Here is an 18100-nt window from a genome sequence, read left to right as displayed (position 1 = left end):
GTCTGCGCTCAGCCGCGCTGGCGGCGTTGCGCGTGAAGTTCGGCCCTGGTGAGCAGCGCGTGGAGATCGTCGCGGGCGATGTCGAAGCTTTCGTGCATGTCCTCGAGCGCGGCGTCGATGTCGTCGGGGTGAAATCCCGCGGCGCGGCGGTCGGCCGCGATCGCCGCGGGGGGCAGCGCGCTGTGATGCGGATAGGGGTGCCGCGTCACGCGGTAGAAGAGGCCGGCGACCAGCACGAGCACGACAGAGTTGAGCGCGACGGGGACGAGCGCGAAGGCATAGCCCGCCGCATGGATGCCGGGCCCGCCGATCACTGCGGTCAACGCCGCCGCGCCGCCGGGCGGGTGCAGGCAGCGGAGCAGCGACATCGCCAGGATCGCGGCCCCGACCGCCACACCCGCGGCCAGCCTGGCGTCGGGGATGAGCTGAAACGCGGCGACGCCGATCGCGGCCGACAGCGTGTTGCCGCCGATCACCGGCCAGGGCTGTGCCAGCGGGCTCGACCGGACCGCAAAGACGAGCACCGCCGACGCCCCCAGCGGCGCGACGATCTGAGGAACGTCGCCGGCGGGGAGCAGCGCGACGCAGACGAGCATCGTCAGCGCGATGCCGATACAGGCACCGACGCCCCCAAGCAGGCGGTCGGCGGGAAAGGCCGTCGCCCAGAAGGCTTTGGCGCGGGGCAGGGGCATGAGCGATCGTCCGTGTGGCTGAGCGTGCCGCCCCTACGCTGCGCCCGTGCATTTCGCTATGTCGCGCGTCACCGGGATCGCTAGAGGACGGTAAAGATGGGTGATGGCGAGGCATGATGCTGGGGGATGTGACCAGGCGGCGTATCGGCCGGGAGGCGGAGCCGCTGGTGATCATCGACGGTTTTGCCGAGGATCCGGACGGATTGCGCAAGGCCGCGGCGGACGCGGTGTTCGGATCCGCGGGCGAGCATTATCCCGGTCTCCGCGCGGCGCTGCCCGAGCGCTATCTGGCCGACCAGCTTCCGCGCATCGCCCGCGCGCTGGGCCGCGATTTCGGGCCGTGCCGCCGCATCCATGTCGTCGATGCGCAATTCTCGATCGTCACGGTGACGCCCGACGCGCTCGAGATCCGGCAACGGCTGCCGCATGTCGATGCCTATGCGCGCGACCGGATCGCGCTGATCCATTATCTGTCGCCGACGAACCGCGACGGGACGGCCTTCTTCCGTCATCGCGCCACCGGGTTCGAGACGGTCGACGAGACGCGCGCGCGCGACTTTTTCGAACGGCTCGGCCGCGAGGTCGCGGCGATGCCGCCGCACGGCTATATCGCCGACGATACCGCATTGTTCGAGCGGACCGCGCTGGTCGACGCCGCCTATAACCGGGCGCTGCTGTACCGCAGCTATGTGCTGCACAGCGGCGCGATCGCGCGCAATGCGGTGTTGTCGGCGGATCCGGCGGCGGGGCGGCTGACGATCACCGCGTTCCTCGCGATCGAATGAGGCTATGGCCGGCCCGCCCAGCGGATCGCGTTGACGAGCACGCGCCGATAGGTCGGGTCGTCATAGGCCTCTGGTAAATGGCCGAGCGCCGAATAGACCACCCGGCCCTTGGTGCGCGGGTTGGTCCAGATGACGGGGTGCGTCCCCATCGCGAGCTTCGCGCCCGGACGGTAGCTCGCCTCGTCGAGCGTCGCGAGCACGGTCATGCCGCGGGCGGCCGGATTGGCGTTGAACGAATACCATTCGTCGACCGCGGTCCAGGGCAGGCGCACCCCCGCCATGACCGGATGGTCGGGGCGGTCGACCACGAGCCGTGCGCGCTGGAACTGATCCTCGCCGCCCGGATGGCCGATGAACTTGGTGCCGATCACCGTGTCGCTGTACCAGGCGTCGGTATGGCTGTCGTCGCCCGCGGCATGCAGCGCCACGACGCCACCGCCGCGCGCGACGAAGCGGGCGAAGGCCGCGCGCTGGTCTGGCGTCAGGAAGCCGCCGCTGGCGCTGTTGAGCACGACGACGGAAAAGTGGCGCAACTGTTCGTCGTTGAAGACCGCCGCATTCTCGGTCGCGTAGCTCGTGCGACCCAGGCCCTGCACGATGTCGGCGAGCACGCGGTTCGAATGCGGGATATGTTCGATATGCCGCCAGCCATTGGTCTTCGACACGATCAGCACCGCGTGATCGAGGCCCTTGGGCAGCACGGGGGCGACGGTGTCGGTCGTGGCCTTCGGCAAATGCGGGTCGGGCGCGGCCTGCGCCGTGGTGAGCAGGGCGGCCAGCGCCAACATCTTGAGCATCGTGCAATCTCCCGCCCGGTCCTAGCGCGCGGGACCATCGGAGTTCAACTGGTAGCGATAACGCGCTATGCTGGGTCATAAATATGACGGGGGAGTTGAGAGCGAATGTCTGGAAGATCCAAGCGCGCGCTGGTCGCGCTGATGCTGGTGTCCGCGCCTGCGACCGCGCAGACGTCACAGGACCGGGCGCGGGCGATTGCGGGCGAGCCCGCCGCGGCGCCGCAGCAACTCAGGCTGACCGACATCCCCGTGCCGACGGGCAAGTCGACCGCGCTGTTCGACGGGCGCAGCCTCAAGGGCTGGACCGCGTGGCTCGGCTATCCCGACCCGTCGATCACCTATCAGGCAAAGCCGGGCACGCCGCCGATCGGCACGAGCCGGGACACCACGGGCGATTTCGCGGCGCGCAGCGTCGACGGGGCGCCGGCGATCTGGGTGAAGGGCGAAACCTGGGGCAGTTTGGTCCACCAGGCCGATCTTCGCGACTATCACCTGCGGCTGCAGTTCAAATGGGGCGCCAGGACCTGGGCGCCGCGCGCGACGCAGCCGCGCAACAACGGCCTGCTCTATCATACGCATGGCGCGCCGGGCGAGGTGTTCGGGACGTGGCGGCCCTCGGTCGAGTTCGAGATCATGACCGGATCGACCGGGATGATCGTCGCGGTGGGGAGTAAGCTGCGCGGCCGTACCGGGGTGACGTTCGATCCGTCGCTGGTCGAACCGCATCTTCGCTTCCGTGCCGGGGGGCGCGAGATCGACATCGTCAACGGCACGCCGACTTGGAATGTCGAGGCGGCGACCGATGCCGAGCGGCCGATCGGCGCGTGGAACACGCTCGACCTCTATGTCGTCGGCGACCGCGCGGTGCATGTCGTCAACGGCATACCGGTCGGCGAAGTGCATGATCTGGCGACGATCGGCCCCGATGGTCGGCAGCCGCTGACGCATGGCCGGATCCAGCTGCAATCCGAAGGCGCCGAGACCTGGTTCCGCGCGATCACGGTCGAACCGATCACGACCCTGCCCAAGATCGTCGTGGGGGAGTAGGGGGCGGGACAGTAGGGGGCGGGGCGTCCGCGGTTGCGGGCTGGTCGCGCCAGATCCAGCGCAGCATGTCGGGCAGGATCGCGCCGCCGTCCGCGTCCGAATGGCCACCGCGCGTCCAGGCTGTCCTGACGTCGTAGCGCGGGCCCGGGCGGTGATCCGCATCGGCCTGCGCGTTCGCCCATGCGAGGCTCTTTGCCATCTGCTGGTTGGCGAGAAACCAGTTGCCATGTTCGTTGTCGAGATCGGCGGCCCCGTCCTGCAGGACGATGCGCAAGGGGCGGATCGGGCTCTTGCGGATGAGCCCGGGATAGAGGTCGCCGCCGAGCGTGCGCGGTGCGCCGTCCGGGCCGAGCGTGAGGCCGATCGACGTATAGCTGCCGATGAAGCTGATCACGTTGCCGAACGCTTCCGGATGCCGCCAGGCGATCGTCCAGGAGGCGATCGCGCCGCTCGACGTGCCGCCGATCGCGCGGCGCTTCGGATCGTCGGCGAACCGCCAGCGTGCCGCGACCGCGGGGAGCAGTTCGTTCAGCGTCATCCAGCCATAATCGTCGGACAGCGCGTCATATTCCTCCACCCGGTGATCCGGATTTTCCATGCCGAGCGTGTCGGGATAGTGCGCCGCGCGGTGACCGGGCGTCACGAAGATGCCGAGCGTCGGCGGGATTGCGTGCTGCAGGATCAGCGTGTCGAGGACCGCGGGCACCCTGAGCGACCCTGCCGGATTCGTCGCGCGCTGCCCGTCCTGGAACAGCAGCAGATTGGGCGGGCGGCGTGGATCATAGCCGGGCGGGACATAGACCCAGTAGCGCCGCACCGTGCCCGCAAAGCGCCGCGACCGGAGTTCGAACGGGCCGGCCAGCGTTCCCCGGAGTGCCGGCGCGGGGGCCGGTGGGGGTGTGGTCTGCGCGGGGGGCTGCGCAGCTGTCGCCGACACGGTCAACGCGGCGCCCAGCAGGGCCGCCGCCGTCAGGATCACGCGCATCTCCGCCCCCCTCATAGTGTCGGGTCAGCCTAGCACAGCGCGGGCGGAGTGCGAATCGATGCGGCGGGTCGGGATTATCTCCCGGCGCGGGGAGATTGTCGGCATCCGGATCGTTCAATCCCCGTCCGATCGGCCCGTGCGTCCGATGTCACACGGGGGAGACGAGACGATGCATCGGACGGCGTTCGGCGACTCAAGGGTCTAGGCGAGGATGAGCCGGCCCGGGATCAGGCGCATCGTCGTCATCGCCGTCGTGCTGCTGGGTCTGTGCGGGATCGCGTTTGCCGCAATCGCCTACCGGCCCGCGATCGCCCGCGTGACGCGCCCGGATCCCCGGCAGTTCGATCCCGCGCTGGTTGCGCGCGGCGCCAATCTGGCACGGCTTGGCAATTGCGTCAGCTGTCATCAGGCGGCGGGCGGGCGTCCCTATGCGGGCGGCTATCCGATCAAGACGCCGTTCGGGACGATCTATGGCAGCAACATCACGCCCGATGCCGCGACCGGGATCGGATCATGGTCGCCCGTCGCGTTTCGCCGGGCGATGCACGAGGGCGTCGGGCGCGACGGCAGCCATCTCTATCCGGCCTTTCCCTATACGCATTATGCGGGCGTGGCGGACGGCGATGTGGACGCGCTCTACGCATTCCTGATGACCCGGCCGGCGGTGCGCGCGGTGCCGCCCGCGAACCGGATGATCCCGCCGCTCGGCTTCCGGCCTCTGTTGGCGGGCTGGAAACTGCTGTTCTTCGATCCGCAGCCGGTGATCGCCGATCCGCGCCAGTCGGCCGCATGGAACCGGGGGCGCTATATCGGCGAGACGCTGGCGCATTGCACCGCCTGTCACAGTCCGCGCGGGCTGTTGCAGCAGGAGAAGCGCGGCGACCGGGCCTATGACGGCGGCTGGTCGGGCGGCTGGTATGCGCCGCCGATCAACGCACGCTCGCCCGCGGTCCGCGCCTGGACCGTCGAGCGGCTCGACGCCTATTTCCGGACCGGGCTCAGCACCGCGCATGCCGCGGCGGCGGGGCCGATGGGGCCGGTTACTTATAATCTGGCGCGCGCGAAGCCGACCGACGTCCGCGCGCTCGCGACCTATTATGCGTGGCAGATGCGCGCTGCGCCCGCCGCGCGGGCCGAGCCGCGGCTGCCCGATCGTAGAACGCTCGCAGGCCAGCGGCATCCCGAGGGCGCGCGGCTGTATGACGGCGCGTGCGCGGTCTGCCACGAGCCGGGGGCGGCGATGATGGTCGCCGGGCGTCCCGCGCTGCCGCTCGGCACGCCGCTGCACGAGGCGAATCCGCGCGATACGATCCAGGTCATCCTCAAGGGGCTGAAGCCGCCGGTCGCGCCGCGCGGGCCGTACATGCCCGCCTTTGCCGATGCGCTGGACGACCGGCAGGTGGCGGAGATCGTGGCGTATCTTCAGGTCCGGCACGGGACGGGACCGGCATGGCCGGACCTCGAGAAAGACGTCGCTGCGGCGCGCATGGAGGGTGAATGATCGACCTGACCGTCAACGGGGCGACCGCGCACGTCGATGTCGATCCCGCCACCCCGCTGCTCTATGTGCTGCGCGACGATCTGCGGCTGCATGCGGCCAAGTTCGGGTGCGGGCTAGGGCAATGCGGCGCGTGCACCGTGCTGGTCGACGACCGGCCGGTCTTTTCCTGCCTGCTGCCCGTCGGTGCGGTCGGTACGCGCACGGTCACGACGGTCGAGGGGCTGGGCAGCGCGGCGGCGCCGGGTGACGTGCAGCGCGCGTTCCTGCACGAGCAAGCGGCGCAGTGCGGCTATTGCATCCCCGGGATGATCGCGCGCGCCGAGGGGCTGTTGCGCAAGACGGTCACGCCGACCGAAACCGAGTTGCGCAGCGCGATGGCGCCGTCGCTCTGCCGGTGCGGGACGCATATGCGGATCCTGCGCGCGGTGCGGCGCGCGGCGGTGATGCGCGGCGGCGGGGTGGTCGAGCCTGCGGAGCCGGTGACGTGAGCGGACAGGCGTCGCGGCGCGACATACTCGGCGGGCTGCTGGTCGCCTTCGCGCTCGCGCCGACGGCCGGGCTGGCACAGACCGGCGGCGGCGAGGGCAGCGGCGGACCGCCGACGGTTGCGCCCGATTTGCCGGGGACGCTCGCCAAATTCCCCGATCTCGACGCGTGGATCCGTATCGGTGCCGATGGCCGGGTCACGGTGTTCACGGGCAAGGTCGAGCTCGGCACCGGTGTGAAGACCGCGATGGCGCAGCTGGCCGCGGACGAGCTTGATGTCGCGATCGGGCGGGTCGACCTGATCACCGCGGATACCGCGCTGACCCCGAACGAGGGCGTGACCGCGGGCAGCCAGACGCTCGAGCAGAGCGGGACCGCGATCGCCAATGCCGCCGCCTGTGTCCGGCTGCTGCTCGCCGAGACCGCGGCGGCGCGCTGGGGCGTGGCGGCGACGACGCTGTTCACGCGCGACGGCGTCGTGCTCGACGGGCAGGGACGGCGTGCGAGCTATGCCGAGCTTGCCGCGTCGACGTCGCTGGCGGTGCGTGCACGCGCCGACGTGCCGCGCAAGCCCGTGGCGGCGCGGCGGCTGATCGGGCGACCGGTGCCGCGCGTCGACCTGCCCGCCAAGCTGACCGGGCTACCGAGCTATGTCCAGGACATGCGGCTGCCGGACATGGTGCATGCGCGCGTCCTGCGCGGGCCGTCCTCGGGGAAGCGGCTGACGCCCGATCTTGCCGCGCTGCGACGGCAGCCGGGCGTCGCGCGGGTCGTGCAGGTCGGGCGGTTCGCGGCGATCGTCGGTCCGCGCGAATGGCCGCTCGAACAGGCGCTGCGCGTCGCCAATCAGGGCGCATGGGTGCGCGAGGACGCCGTGCCCGCGCTGCTGCCGATGCCCGCGGGATTGCTGGAGATGCGGCGCGAGAGCAAGGCGATCGACACGCGTCGCGACGCGGCCGCGGCGCCGGGCGTGCGGCGGCTGTCCGCGCGGTACGACCGGCCGTATCTGATGCACGGTGCGATCGGGCCATCCTGCGCGGTGGCGCTGATGGCCGAGGGACAGCTGACGGTCTGGACGCACAGCCAGGGCGTCGAGCCGCTGCGCACCGCAATCGCCGAGCTGGTCGCGATGCCCGCCGACCGCGTCCGCTGCGTCCACCGCGAGGGGGCGGGCTGTTACGGGCATAATGGGGCGGACGACGTCGCGGGCGATGCCGCGCTGGTTGCGTGTGCGATGCCCGGCGTTCCGGTCCGGCTGCAATGGAGCCGCGAGCAGGAACATGGCTGGGAACCGCTCGGCCCGGCGATGCTCGCGCAGATCGACGCGACGCTCGATGCGTCGGGGCGGATCGTCAACTGGCGGCATCAGGTGTGGAGCAACACGCACAGCACGCGGCCCGTCGCGGCGGGCGACCTGCTCGCAGGCGTGGAGGTGGTGCCGCCGTTCGTGCCAACGCCGCCCAAGCCGATCCCGCAGCCCAATGGCGGCGGCGATCGCAACGCCATCCCGCTTTATCGCTTTGCCAACCAGAGCATCGTCAGCCATTTCCTGCCCGCCATGCCGGTGCGGGTGTCGGCACTGCGCGGGCTGGGCGCGCATCTGAACATCTTCGCGCTCGAAAGCGCGATGGACGAGCTGGCGGCGGCGGCGGGGCGCGACCCGGTCGCGTTTCGGCTCGCGCATCTCGACGATCCGCGCGCCGCAGACGTGATCCGGCGCGCGGCGGCGCGGTTCGGATGGAGCCGCTACCGGCCCCGGCCCAATCGCGGGCGGGGCTTCGCCTTTGCGCGCTACAAGAATCACGGCGCCTATTGCGCGGTCGCGCTCGATGTCGAGCGAATCCCCGACGAGGGGCGGCTGATCGTCCACCGCGCGGTCGTCGCGGTCGACAGCGGCGAGGCGGTCAATCCCGACGGCATCCGCAATCAGGTCGAGGGCGGGTTGCTCCAGTCACTGAGCTGGACCGCCTACGAGGCGGCGGGGCACAACGGTGCACGCCGAACCGACTATGACTGGAGCGGCTATCCGATCCTGCGGTTCGCGGACGTGCCGCACAGCGTCGTCGTCGAGGTCATCGACCGGCCGGGTACGCCGTTTCTCGGCACGGGCGAGTGTGCGCAGGGGCCCACCGCCGCCGCGCTCGCCAATGCGCTGGCAGCGGCGACGGGGGTCAGGACCAGGAGCATGCCGCTGGCGGGGGGGCTGGCGACGCGCTCCTGATCAACGGCGGTCGTCGGGCGACCGCCGTATCGGTCGGCTCAAGCGCCGCCGGCGACCGGGGCGAGCGTCTGCTGGTGCTGGACCACGCGCCATTCCTCATGCTCGAGCCGGCGCATCGTCGTCGTGCAATAGGCGGTATAACCGGTTGCGCCTTCGCGGCTCGCCTCGGCCTTGTAGGCGATCGCGATCAAGCCTTCCTGCGGGCGCATGATCTGCTTTTCGCTGAACCGGACCTCCGACCAGCGCGGCGTGTCGGCGACCGCCTCGATCGCCTGCGCCCCGGTCATCACGAAGGGTTGCTCGGGAAGCACCATCACGCATTCGTCGTCGATCAGCGTGTGATACTGGTCCGCGTCGCCCGTCCACAGGCTTTCTTCAAATGCCCAGACCCTGGTGTCGTCCATTGCTCGTCTCCTTCTGTCAGGGTCGAGCGCGGGGACGGCCCACTTCGTTCCTCACAATCGGTGAGACGAAGGTCTTTTGGCGATCGGAGCATCCTATGTTTCCGACGCGTGTGTGGCTGCCGACCGACGCGCCGGTCGGCAGCCCTCATCCTACAGCCCGTAGGAGAGCCGCAGGTAACCGAACCGGCCCGGGATGTCATAGGTCGTCGGGTCGAAGTTGTTCAGGCTGCAGCTGAAGCAGGCGGGGGGATCCTTGTCGAAGACGTTGTTCACGCCGAAGGTCAGCGCGAGCTTCGAATCGAGCCAAGTCGGCCGGAACTGGAGCTGGACGTCGCCGTAGAGGCGGCTCTTCAGGGCGTTCTCCGCAGCGATCTCGTCGACATTGTCGATATAGCGTCCGGTGACGCTGGTGGTGACCGGGCCTACCGACCAGTCGATCGTGCCCAGTCCCTTGAAATGCGGATAGGTCTGATCGGGCGAGCCGCGTTCGGTGCCGACATAGTCGGTCGTGACGAAGCCGTCGGTCGCGGGCGTGCGCTCGCTGTACTTGAGCAGATAGTTGCCCGAGACGTAGAGGCCGAAGCGCCCGGCGCCCGTTTCGCCCGAGCGGACCGTCAGCGTCGCGTCGATGCCCTTGGTGCGGATGCCGCCGGTGTTGAGCAGCAGGCCGTTGATCGCGGTCACGATGCCGCTGGGGGCACGCCGCACCGCCGCGCAGCTGAGCGCGTCGCCGGTCTGTGCGCAGCGGCTGAGCAGCACCTGGGCCGGGATCGACGCGATCGAGTCGTCGACCTTGATGTCGTAGTAGTTGACCTCGAGGCTGAGCGCCGAGAGCGTGCCGCCGCGGGCCCAGCTGGGGCTGTAGATGCCGCCGAACAGCAGCGTCCGGGCGGTTTCGGGGCGCAGCTCGCTATTGCCGCCGGTGAGCACCGGCAACTGGCCCGAGGGTTCGGCGTAGCTGCCGCTGGCGGGGACGCCGTTGGCGACGCAGTTCGCGCGGACGGTCGGGTTGGACTGGAACAGCCCGCCCGCGGCGCTGGTGCAGGGATCGTCGATCGAGGCGTCGAACCGCGACTGCGCGCCGAACAGCTCGCCGATCGACGGTGCGCGCAGCGATTCGGCATATTGGCCGCGCAGCAGCAGGTCGCTGACCGGCTTCCACAGCGCGCCGCCGCTGAGCGTCGTATTGCCCCCGAAGGTCGAATAGTTCGAATGGCGGACCGCGCCGTTCAGTTCGAGCGAGGCGATGCCGGGAATGTCGCGCAGCAGCGGCAGGCGGATTTCGCCATAGACCTCGTCGACGTTGAACTTGCCGCTGGCCGCCTGTGCCGGGATGTCCGCGCCGAGACCCGCCTGGATGATCGGGTCGGGCGTGAAGCTGCCGAACTGATAGCGATGCTCATAGCCGATCGCGATGCCGACCGGCCCGCCGGGCAGGTCGAACAGCTCGCCGGAGATATTGGCGGTATAGTCGTTCAGCTTCTGGCGGCTGCGGTCGCGTTCGTCGAAGCCGATATAGCCGAGCATCGCCGGGGTGATCGAGCCGACCCCGCCGAAGAAATTGAACGGCACGCATTCCCCGGTGCACTGGCTGATCGGGCCGATCGCGCGGGCGAGGCGCGCGGCGTTGATGTTGCCGGTGAACAGCTGCTTGGCATCGTTATAGCCGATGACCGCGCTCGCATCCCAATACCAGTTGTGCCCGAACATCTGGAACTTGCCGTCCAGCGTGCCGGTCAGCGACATGGTGTCGACCTGCTGGCTGTAGGTGCGCTGCCCCGCCTCGACGAGGCGGCGGAAGATCGCGGTGTAGTTCTGCCCGGGGACGAGCGTCACGCCGAACGGGTTGAACGGGTTGGTGGCATCGACCGAGAGCGTGTCGAGCATGTTGCCGTTGCCGACGTCGGGACCGATGCCGAGCGGGAGGAACGCCGCCTGGTTCTGCGAATTGCGCCGGTTGTAGACCGCCTTCACGCGCAGGTTGAGCGCCTCCGAAAACTCGGCGCGCGTGTTGACGAAGCCGCCGAAGCGCTCGACCGGCGTCAGGAAATAGTTGAGCGGGGCGAAGTTGAACCGGTCGGCGGCGGTGAACGCCTTGAAGTCGCCAGTGGCGAGCGTCGGGTCATAGACCGGCCGGCCGCTGGCGACGGGGCCGCGCAGCGTGATGTTCTGCCCGTTCACCAGGAACCGGCCGAAGGGCGTGAAGCTGGAGCAGCCGCCGATGGGTTCGGCGCAGCTGGTCTGGCCCGGATTGGGGAATTGCGAGATGTCGCGGTCGGCGGCGCTGACCGATTCCTGCTTGGTGTAATAGCCGCCCGCGACGACGTGCACGCCCTGGCTGCCGAAGCCGTAGCTCAGCTGGTAATCCTGCGTCTTGCCGTCATTGTCGCCGAGATACTGGCCATATTGCGCCGATCCCTTGAACCCCTTCTGGTTCTGCTTGGTGATGATGTTGACGACGCCCGCGATCGCGTCGGACCCGTATTGCGTCGAGGCGCCCGATTGCAGCACCTCGATCCGTTCGATCATCGAGGACGGGATCGAGTTGAGATCGACCGTCGCCGGGATGCCGCTGGCCGACGCGCCGTTGACGAAGCGCAGTCCGTCGACGAGCACGAGCGTGCGCTTGGGGCCGAGATAGCGCAGGTCGAGCACCGCGGAGCCCGCGCCGACGCCGCCGCCATCGGGCGGGTTGCCGAAATTGCCCGAGCTGTTGAACTTCGAATTGAGGCCGCCCGACGAGGCGGGCAGGCGCTGCAGGATGTCCGCGACGGACGACAGACCGGTGCGCGCGATCGCGTTCTCATCGACGGTGATGACGGGCGATGGCTGATCGAGCGGGTCGCGGCGGATGCGCGATCCGGTGACGATGATGTCTTCGGTGGGGGCCTCGGTCGCTGCCGGCGCGGTGGGCGTCTGGGGGTCGGTCGCCAGTTGCGCCGCGGCGCCATTGGCCGCGATCAGCAGGCCCGCGCCCATCGCCATCCGCGACGAGCGCATCATCCATTTCGTCCAACGCATTTCTGTCCCCCTTGTGACACCCCGTTTTACGGCGGTGCACCATGGTTACGACGAAAATAGTTTTTATGACCATATGTTGCTGCTCCGTTACGATCGGCAACGGTAAATTGCGAAACGGGTGTTGCTTGCGGGTTACACCACCAGGGTGCGTTCAGGGGGTGCTGCGCTTGCGCGTGGGGGCGCGGAAGTCGGGGGGCTTGTCGACGATCCAGCGCAGGTAGCGGGCGATATCCGCGCGCGCGCGGAGCTGGTCCATCGTCGCGTAGCTGGTGGCGAGGTCGCGGTTTGCGACGAAGGCGTGGATGGTGCGGTGGCAGATCGGGTGCACCGGCACGGTCTGTGTACCGCCCTCGCTCTTGGGGACGACGTGATGGCGCTCGACGCGGTGGCCGAGCGGGCGGCCGCACAGCGCGCAGGGCGGGTCGTCCGCAGACTGCGCGGTCCGTGCCGCCGCCTCGGCCAGTCCGGCCATGCGTTTCACGCGCCCGCCCATTCCCCTCGCACCTATCGCCGAGGCGCGAGCAGGCGGTCGAGACCGACCGGTGCATAGTCGTGACCCTCGACATCGACGCCGACGTCGAACTGGCGCAACATCGGTTTCAGCCGGCCATGGCTGTGCCCGTGCAGGTTGAGCGCACCGCGATGCTGGCCGTTCCAGCTGCGGAAGGGGTAATGGCACAGGACGAGCCGCCGGTCGTCGAGCGTGATTTCCGCATAGTCGGCAACGCTCGCCCAGCCCGGCGCCGCCAGCGTCGCATCGGGATCGTTGTTGCCGCGCAACAGGTGCTTGGTCCCGTGCAGCCGCGCGAGCAGCCCGGCCACGTCCGCGGGGCGACGCGCGACGTCGCCAAGGTGCCACACCACGTCCTGCGGCCCGACGACCGCGTTCCACCGGTCGACAAGCGCGGCGTCCATCGCGGCGGTGTCGGCGAACGGTCGGCGCGCGATGTTGATCGTGCGGTGGTCGCCGAAATGCGTGTCGGCGGTGAAGAAGACGCTCACGCGCGCGGCTCCGCGGGCAGGGCGACGGCGGCGAAATGGGTGCGGATATAGTCGAGCTTGGGGTCGATGTAGCGGCGGCAGAAGGGCCGGTCGGGATCGGTCCGGTAGTAATTCTGGAAGCGCGCGTCCGAGGGCCGGAAGCCGGTGCACGGCAGGACCAGGGTGCGGGCCGGCTCAGCGTTCTCGGCTGCGAACCGGGCGATCGCGGCTTCGGCGTCGGGGCGCTGGCCCTGCTCGAACACATAGATAGCGCTGCGGTAGCGTCCGGCGGGGGAATAGCCGGATTTCGCCGAATGCGTGCGCAGATGCACCTCGGCCAGTGTCGCGAGGGTGATGGCGGCGGGGTCGAACGTCACGATCACGCCCTCCGCCCAGGCGTCCGACGGCGCCTCGGACCGGAGGAAGCCCTGCTCGACCGTCTGCACGCCGCGGAGCGCCTGAAAGACGCCCTCGGTGCACCAGTGGCACCCGCCGCCGAACCCGATCCGGTGCACGCGCTGTTCCGTCATCCGGCGATCGTGAACACCGAGCCGGAATCGACGCGTATCCCTGCACCGTTGATGAAGCTCGCCCGCTCCGAGCAGAGGAAGGCGACGGCGGCGGCGACCTCCTCGGCCTTGCCGCGGCGCTTGAGCACCATCCCCGGGCGTTCCTCCTCGAGGAAGCTGTCGATCGCCGCGTCGAAGCTTTCGCCGCGTTCCTCGGCGCGCTTGCGCATCATTGTATCGGTCATCGGCGTCGCGATGAATGCGGGCGAGACGGTGTTCACAAGGACATTGTCGCCGCCATAGGCCTTGGACAGACCCTTTGCGAGCGCGAGGATGCCCGCCTTCGACGCGCAATAGGCGAGTTCGTCGACATAGGGCTGCACCGCATCTTCGGAGGCGAACAGCACGATCCGGCCCCAGCCGCCCTTGCGCATCGCCGGAATCGCCTCGCGGCACATGCGCACCGCGCCCATGAGGTTGATGTCGAGCGTCTGCTCCCAGCCCGCATCGTCGACGTCGAGAAAGTCGCCGGTCGCGCCCGTTACGCCCGCGGCGTTGACATAGATGTCGGGATCGCCAAGCCGCTCGCGCACCTCCGCCCAGATCGCGCGGACATCGTCGAGACTGGTGACGTCGCCGGTCACCGCGACCACCTCGCCGAGTGGCGACAGTTCGGCAAGCGCCGTGTCGAGCGTGCCGCCCGGCTGATCGGTGATTGCGACGCGCACGCCCGCTTCGAGCAGCAGCCGTGCGGTCTCCTTGCCCATGCCGGAATCCGCGCCGCTGATCAGCGCGATACGGCCCTTGATACCCAGATCCATGTGAAACTCCTCAATCGTCGGATGCGAGAAAACGGTCGGCGGTGCGCAGCGACAGCGCCATGATCGTCAGCGCGGGATTGGCCGCCAGTGCGCTGGGAAAGATGGAGTTGTCGCAGATCCGCAGGTTCGCAATGTCGAAGCTGCGGCCGTCGGAATCAACCACCGCGGTGTCGCCGTCATGCCCCATGCGGCAGGTGCCGATCGTATGCGCCGAGCGATCGACCGCGAAGATGTCCTGCGCGCCCGCCGCCGCCCAGATGTCGCTGAGCGTGCGCCGCGCGTGGCGATCGATCGCCTGTTCGTTGGCGTGATAGCTGAAGTCGATCCGCGCCTTGCGGTGGCCAAAGGCGTCGACCTCGTCGGCGAGCGTCAGCCGGTTGTCGGCATGCGGCAGGCATTCGCCGTTGATCCCGATCCCGGCCATACGGTTATAGCCGCGCAAGAGCGTCTGAAGCCGTTCGCCCCACAGCCCGGCACCGCGGGCGAGCCCGGTGGCGAGGTTGACGGGGAGCACGCCGAGGCTCTGGATCAGATAGCCGCCCGCGCAGCCGGCATCGCCGGGTCGCATCATGTCCTCGCTGATCAGCGACGAGGGATAGCCGCGGTTCATCCGCATCTCCGCGTCGAACCGGCCCCAGATCTGGGTTGCGACATGCGCCATGAAGTTGCGCCCCACCTGACCGCTCGAATTGGCGATGCCGAGGTTGAGCAGCAGCCGCGGCGTCTCGATTCCGCCCGCGCACAGAAAGACCGCGGCGCAGCGCTGGCGATGCTCCTGCCCGTTCTGGCTGTACACGACCGCGCTAATCCGGCCGCGGCCGTTATAGTCGAACGCGATCACGCGGGCGCCGGCGCGGATCTCGGCCCCATGCGCGACCGCGAGGGGCAGATAGGTCGTGTCCATGCTCGTCTTGGCGGCGTTGCGGCAGCCCTGGTGACAGGCGCCGCAATTGACGCAAGCCTGGCGCTGTCCCCAGTGCGGCTGGTCGCGATCGCGCGAGACCAGGGCGGCGGGGGCGTCGGTCGCGGTGATGCCGAGCGCCGCGCAGCCCCGCGCCATTGCGTCGGCGGCGGCGTTGCGCGCGACCGGGGGATAGGCGTAGCGGCGGGTGGCGTCCCACGGATAGTCGGCCGGCCCCGAGACGCCGGTGAACGCCTCGACCTCCGCGATGTACCGCGTCAGCTCGGCTGGATCGATCGGCCAGTCGGCGCCTTCGCCGGTCAGCGTCTTGAGCCGCAGGTCGCGGGGATCGGGACGCGGGCAGAAGGCGCCCCAGTGCAGCGTCGAGCCGCCGACCCCCATCCCCGAATTGTTCGATCCGAACGCGGTCGGCGTCGATCCGCCGCTCAGCCGTTCCTCCATCCAGTAGATGTCGGCCGCGACCTCGTCGGCGACATGCTCGTCGGGGCGGAAGGCGCGGCCCGCCTCGAGCGCGACGACCGACAGGCCCGCCTGTGCGAGCCGGGCGGTGAGCGGCGCACCGCCCGCGCCGGTGCCGATCACGACCGCGTCGACGACGTCATTCGCTCCATGCTGCCTCGTCGTCACGCCCCGCGCTCCTGCGACGGGCGCTGCCACGCTTCGGGATCGTCGGCGCCGGTGCGGGTATAGCCCTGCTTGCGGGGGCCATCGCCGCCGACTGCAAAGCCGTCATAGCCGATCGCGGCCATCGTCGCGGGCTGCGCCATCCAGATGCGGACCGTCTCGGCGCGGACATCCTCGAACCAGAGCCGCATCTGCACGGGCGACAGGCGGGTCGCGTCCTCTTCGATGCCGACCGTGCCGCCGGCGATGCGATCGAGCCAGCCGTCCTGGTCGGGATCGGCCAGCGCGACGAAACCGCCGGTCGCCGTATCGAGCGTCACGAGCCCGCGCGACCATGCCGCACGGTCGTCCGGCAGCTCGGCGAAGCGCCAGCCGTCGCCGACACCCTGCGCGACCGAGTCGAGGATGCGACCTGCCAGCGCATGGTCGGCGCCGCAATCGGGGAGGATCCGGGCCACCAGCGCCGCGACGGTCGCATGGTCGGCCTCGTCCCATAACGCGGTACCGACGGGCATCGGGTAGATCCGGTCGAGCATCGCGGCGCGCGTCCCGCTGCTGACGCGATCGGAGTCGAGCAGCCGGGCGAAATCTTCGGGCAGCGCAGCCGCCGTCGCCAGTGCTGCGTGCTCGCGGATCAGCGCGGCGAGCGCGCGGGGCTGTTCATAGGGGATGAGGTGCGCGGCGCCCTGGACGACGCGCATCCGGGCATTGGCATAATGCGGCAGGTTGAGCCGGCGCTGCGCATCCTCGCCGAGATCGCCGTCTTCGGTCCCGGCAATGATCAGCGCGGGGAGCGCGAGCTGTCCGACGGCGGCGGCCCAGTCCTCGCGGCTGCCGCGTTCGAGCCAGCCGAGCCAGGCCTCTCGGTTCGAGCGTCGCACGTCGTCGATCGCCTGATCGCGCAGCGCCACCGGGAGCGTCTCGGCGCTGTTGGCATCGACGAAGGTTTCCGCATTTTCGCGCGAGGCCTGGCCATCGGCGAACCACCCGATCATCTCCGCCCGGCGTTTTTCGTCCATCGGTTCGGGCGAGGGGGGCGAGGCGGCGACGAGCACGACACCGAGGATGTTCGCAAGACCCGGCTCGCCCGCGGCGGCGCGCGCGGCGACGAGCGTGGCGATCTTGCCCCCCATGCTGTGCCCGACGAGCACGCAGGCGGTGAGGTCGCGGGCGCGGATTTCCTGCGCCAGCCAGTCGGTCATCGTCCCGACATCGGCATGCCCCGCATCGGCCGCGTCGCCGAACCCCGGCAGGTCGAGCGCGATGCAATCATGGTCGGACAGGTGATCGGCGACCTGCTGCCATTCGCGCGCGCTGGCGCCAAGAGCGTGTAAAAACAACAAGGTGGGTGGGGTCATGGGGCCTCGCGAAACTGACCCCTACCGGACGATGCAGGCGCGGAACCGTTCCATCGCACCGTCCGTCGGAATTGACATAGATCAATTTGGTGTTGATCTGCGACCACTTTGGGTGCGTCTGTCGCGCCGCGCGGGTCTGGACCGGGCGGGCAAAGACCGGCATCCTCGCGCGATGGACGACAATAGCGGTCAGCGCGCCCCGATGATCGACCGTGCCCGCAGCGTCGCGGCAGGGTTTGCCGATGTCGGGCTCACCCAGGCCGAAGAGCTGCTCCGGCGGCTGTCGCCCGAAGGCCGCGAGCAGGCGCGGCGCGAGCGCGAGGCGCGGGCGCGTCGGCAGAAGCGGCTGATGGTCCGGCTGGTCCTCGCGGCGATCGTGTCGCTGCTCGGCGGCGCGGCGCTCGCCGCGGTCCTGCCGGCGATGCTGGCGCTTGCCGTCGCCGCGGCGCTGATGCTGCTGCTGGTGATCGTGATCGTCGCGCAGGCCGATCCGCGCGCGCCGGGACGCGAGGCGCTGGTGGAAACCGGGCTGCCTGGCCTCGCCGAGCAGGCGGGGATCTGGCTCGCCGCGCAACGCCGCGGGATGCCGCTGCCCGCGCTGCGGCTCGCCGATGCTTTGGGCAGCCGGTTCGAGGCGCTGGCGCCGCGCCTCGCCCGGCTCGATCCGCGCAGCCCGGCCGCGGCGTCGATCCGCAAGCTGGTCGCGGTCGAGCTGCCCGCGCTGGTCGACAGCTGGCGGATGGTCGGCATTTCGGCGCGGCGCGAAATGCAGGCGGATGGCCGGACGCCCGACGATCACCTGATCAACGGGCTGCGCCTGATCGATGCCGAGCTCGCGCGCGCCGGCGAATGCCTCGGGCGGACCAGCCTCGACGAGATCGCGATCCAGGGGCGGTATCTCGAACTCAAATATGACGCGGACGGCCCGGGCCTGTAGGACGGGACA

General features: G+C 69.7%; 17 protein-coding genes. 6 read left to right on the top strand and 11 right to left on the bottom strand.

Annotated elements, in window-relative coordinates:
• Positions 1 to 8 precede the first annotated feature (8 nt).
• Positions 9 to 692 (bottom strand): HPP family protein, encoded by a 684-nt coding sequence (locus IFS44_RS11950; RefSeq protein ID WP_192098584.1) that lies wholly within the window; start codon positions 690 to 692, stop codon positions 9 to 11.
• Positions 693 to 805: 113 nt separating this feature from the next.
• On the opposite strand from IFS44_RS11950, the gene IFS44_RS11945 reads away from it, so the two are divergent.
• The gene (locus IFS44_RS11945; protein ID WP_192098583.1) at positions 806 to 1477 is read left to right on the top strand and encodes a DUF6445 family protein; all 672 of its coding nucleotides are present in this window, start codon (positions 806 to 808) and stop codon (positions 1475 to 1477) included.
• A gap of 2 nt (positions 1478 to 1479) precedes the next feature.
• On the opposite strand, the gene IFS44_RS11940 is transcribed toward IFS44_RS11945, so the two are convergent.
• Positions 1480 to 2274, bottom strand: a complete 795-nt coding sequence (locus tag IFS44_RS11940) for a ThuA domain-containing protein (RefSeq protein ID WP_192098582.1) — start codon at positions 2272 to 2274, stop codon at positions 1480 to 1482.
• Between the two features lie 105 nt (positions 2275 to 2379).
• Here IFS44_RS11940 and IFS44_RS11935 point away from each other — a divergent pair, with 105 nt between their 5' ends.
• Entirely contained in the window at positions 2380 to 3321 is a 942-nt protein-coding gene (locus IFS44_RS11935; protein ID WP_192098581.1) for a 3-keto-disaccharide hydrolase, read from the top strand.
• Here IFS44_RS11935 and IFS44_RS11930 read toward each other — a convergent pair.
• Positions 3287 to 4306: an alpha/beta hydrolase gene (locus IFS44_RS11930; protein WP_192098580.1), complete on the bottom strand. Its 1020-nt coding sequence runs from the start codon at positions 4304 to 4306 to the stop codon at positions 3287 to 3289. The two genes, IFS44_RS11935 and IFS44_RS11930, sit on opposite strands and share 35 nt — an antisense overlap.
• Before the next feature lie 211 nt (positions 4307 to 4517).
• Between IFS44_RS11930 and IFS44_RS11925 the strand changes: the two genes are divergently transcribed.
• The 3 genes from IFS44_RS11925 to IFS44_RS11915 are packed head-to-tail and all read left to right on the top strand — an operon-like array spanning position 4518 to position 8514.
• Positions 4518 to 5807 (top strand): cytochrome c, encoded by a 1290-nt coding sequence (locus IFS44_RS11925; RefSeq protein ID WP_197977852.1) that lies wholly within the window; start codon positions 4518 to 4520, stop codon positions 5805 to 5807.
• Entirely contained in the window at positions 5804 to 6295 is a 492-nt protein-coding gene (locus IFS44_RS11920; protein ID WP_192098579.1) for a (2Fe-2S)-binding protein, read from the top strand. Before IFS44_RS11925 ends, IFS44_RS11920 begins: the two co-directional genes overlap by 4 nt.
• Complete coding sequence (locus tag IFS44_RS11915) at positions 6292 to 8514, top strand: molybdopterin cofactor-binding domain-containing protein (RefSeq protein WP_192098578.1); 2223 nt, start codon at positions 6292 to 6294, stop codon at positions 8512 to 8514. The genes IFS44_RS11920 and IFS44_RS11915 overlap by 4 nt, the downstream gene beginning before the upstream one ends.
• Positions 8515 to 8552: 38 nt before the next feature.
• Here the strand turns inward: IFS44_RS11915 and IFS44_RS11910 are convergent, their stop codons facing one another.
• The 8 genes from IFS44_RS11910 to IFS44_RS11875 form a co-directional block, all read right to left on the bottom strand.
• Positions 8553 to 8918 carry a DUF4440 domain-containing protein gene (locus tag IFS44_RS11910; protein WP_192098577.1) on the bottom strand — a complete coding sequence of 122 codons (366 nt, stop codon included), beginning with the start codon at positions 8916 to 8918 and terminating at the stop codon, positions 8553 to 8555.
• A gap of 150 nt (positions 8919 to 9068) precedes the next feature.
• Positions 9069 to 11939 carry a TonB-dependent receptor domain-containing protein gene (locus tag IFS44_RS11905; protein WP_274604230.1) on the bottom strand — a complete coding sequence of 957 codons (2871 nt, stop codon included), beginning with the start codon at positions 11937 to 11939 and terminating at the stop codon, positions 9069 to 9071.
• 151 nt (positions 11940 to 12090) lie between these two features.
• The gene (locus IFS44_RS11900; protein WP_192098669.1) at positions 12091 to 12411 is read right to left on the bottom strand and encodes an HNH endonuclease signature motif containing protein; all 321 of its coding nucleotides are present in this window, start codon (positions 12409 to 12411) and stop codon (positions 12091 to 12093) included.
• A 32-nt stretch (positions 12412 to 12443) separates the two neighbouring features.
• Positions 12444 to 12941 carry a metallophosphoesterase family protein gene (locus tag IFS44_RS11895; protein ID WP_192098576.1) on the bottom strand — a complete coding sequence of 166 codons (498 nt, stop codon included), beginning with the start codon at positions 12939 to 12941 and terminating at the stop codon, positions 12444 to 12446.
• Positions 12938 to 13450, bottom strand: coding sequence for a peptide-methionine (S)-S-oxide reductase (locus IFS44_RS11890; protein WP_192098575.1), 513 nt, complete (start codon positions 13448 to 13450; stop codon positions 12938 to 12940). Before IFS44_RS11890 ends, IFS44_RS11895 begins: the two co-directional genes overlap by 4 nt.
• Positions 13447 to 14250 (bottom strand): SDR family NAD(P)-dependent oxidoreductase, encoded by an 804-nt coding sequence (locus tag IFS44_RS11885; RefSeq protein ID WP_192098574.1) that lies wholly within the window; start codon positions 14248 to 14250, stop codon positions 13447 to 13449. Before IFS44_RS11885 ends, IFS44_RS11890 begins: the two co-directional genes overlap by 4 nt.
• A gap of 10 nt (positions 14251 to 14260) precedes the next feature.
• Positions 14261 to 15799: a GMC oxidoreductase gene (locus IFS44_RS22785; protein ID WP_192098573.1), complete on the bottom strand. Its 1539-nt coding sequence runs from the start codon at positions 15797 to 15799 to the stop codon at positions 14261 to 14263.
• Positions 15796 to 17154: an alpha/beta hydrolase gene (locus IFS44_RS11875; RefSeq protein ID WP_192098572.1), complete on the bottom strand. Its 1359-nt coding sequence runs from the start codon at positions 17152 to 17154 to the stop codon at positions 15796 to 15798. Before IFS44_RS11875 ends, IFS44_RS22785 begins: the two co-directional genes overlap by 4 nt.
• Before the next feature lie 112 nt (positions 17155 to 17266).
• Between IFS44_RS11875 and IFS44_RS11870 the strand changes: the two genes are divergently transcribed.
• Complete coding sequence (locus tag IFS44_RS11870) at positions 17267 to 18091, top strand: hypothetical protein (RefSeq protein WP_206757835.1); 825 nt, start codon at positions 17267 to 17269, stop codon at positions 18089 to 18091.
• Positions 18092 to 18100: the final 9 nt, after the last annotated feature.

This window comes from Sphingomonas sp. CFBP 13706, from assembly GCF_014842355.1.
In the GTDB taxonomy this organism is placed as follows: Bacteria; Pseudomonadota; Alphaproteobacteria; order Sphingomonadales; family Sphingomonadaceae; genus Sphingomonas; species Sphingomonas aerolata.
This window is presented reverse-complemented; position numbering and strand designations above follow the sequence as displayed.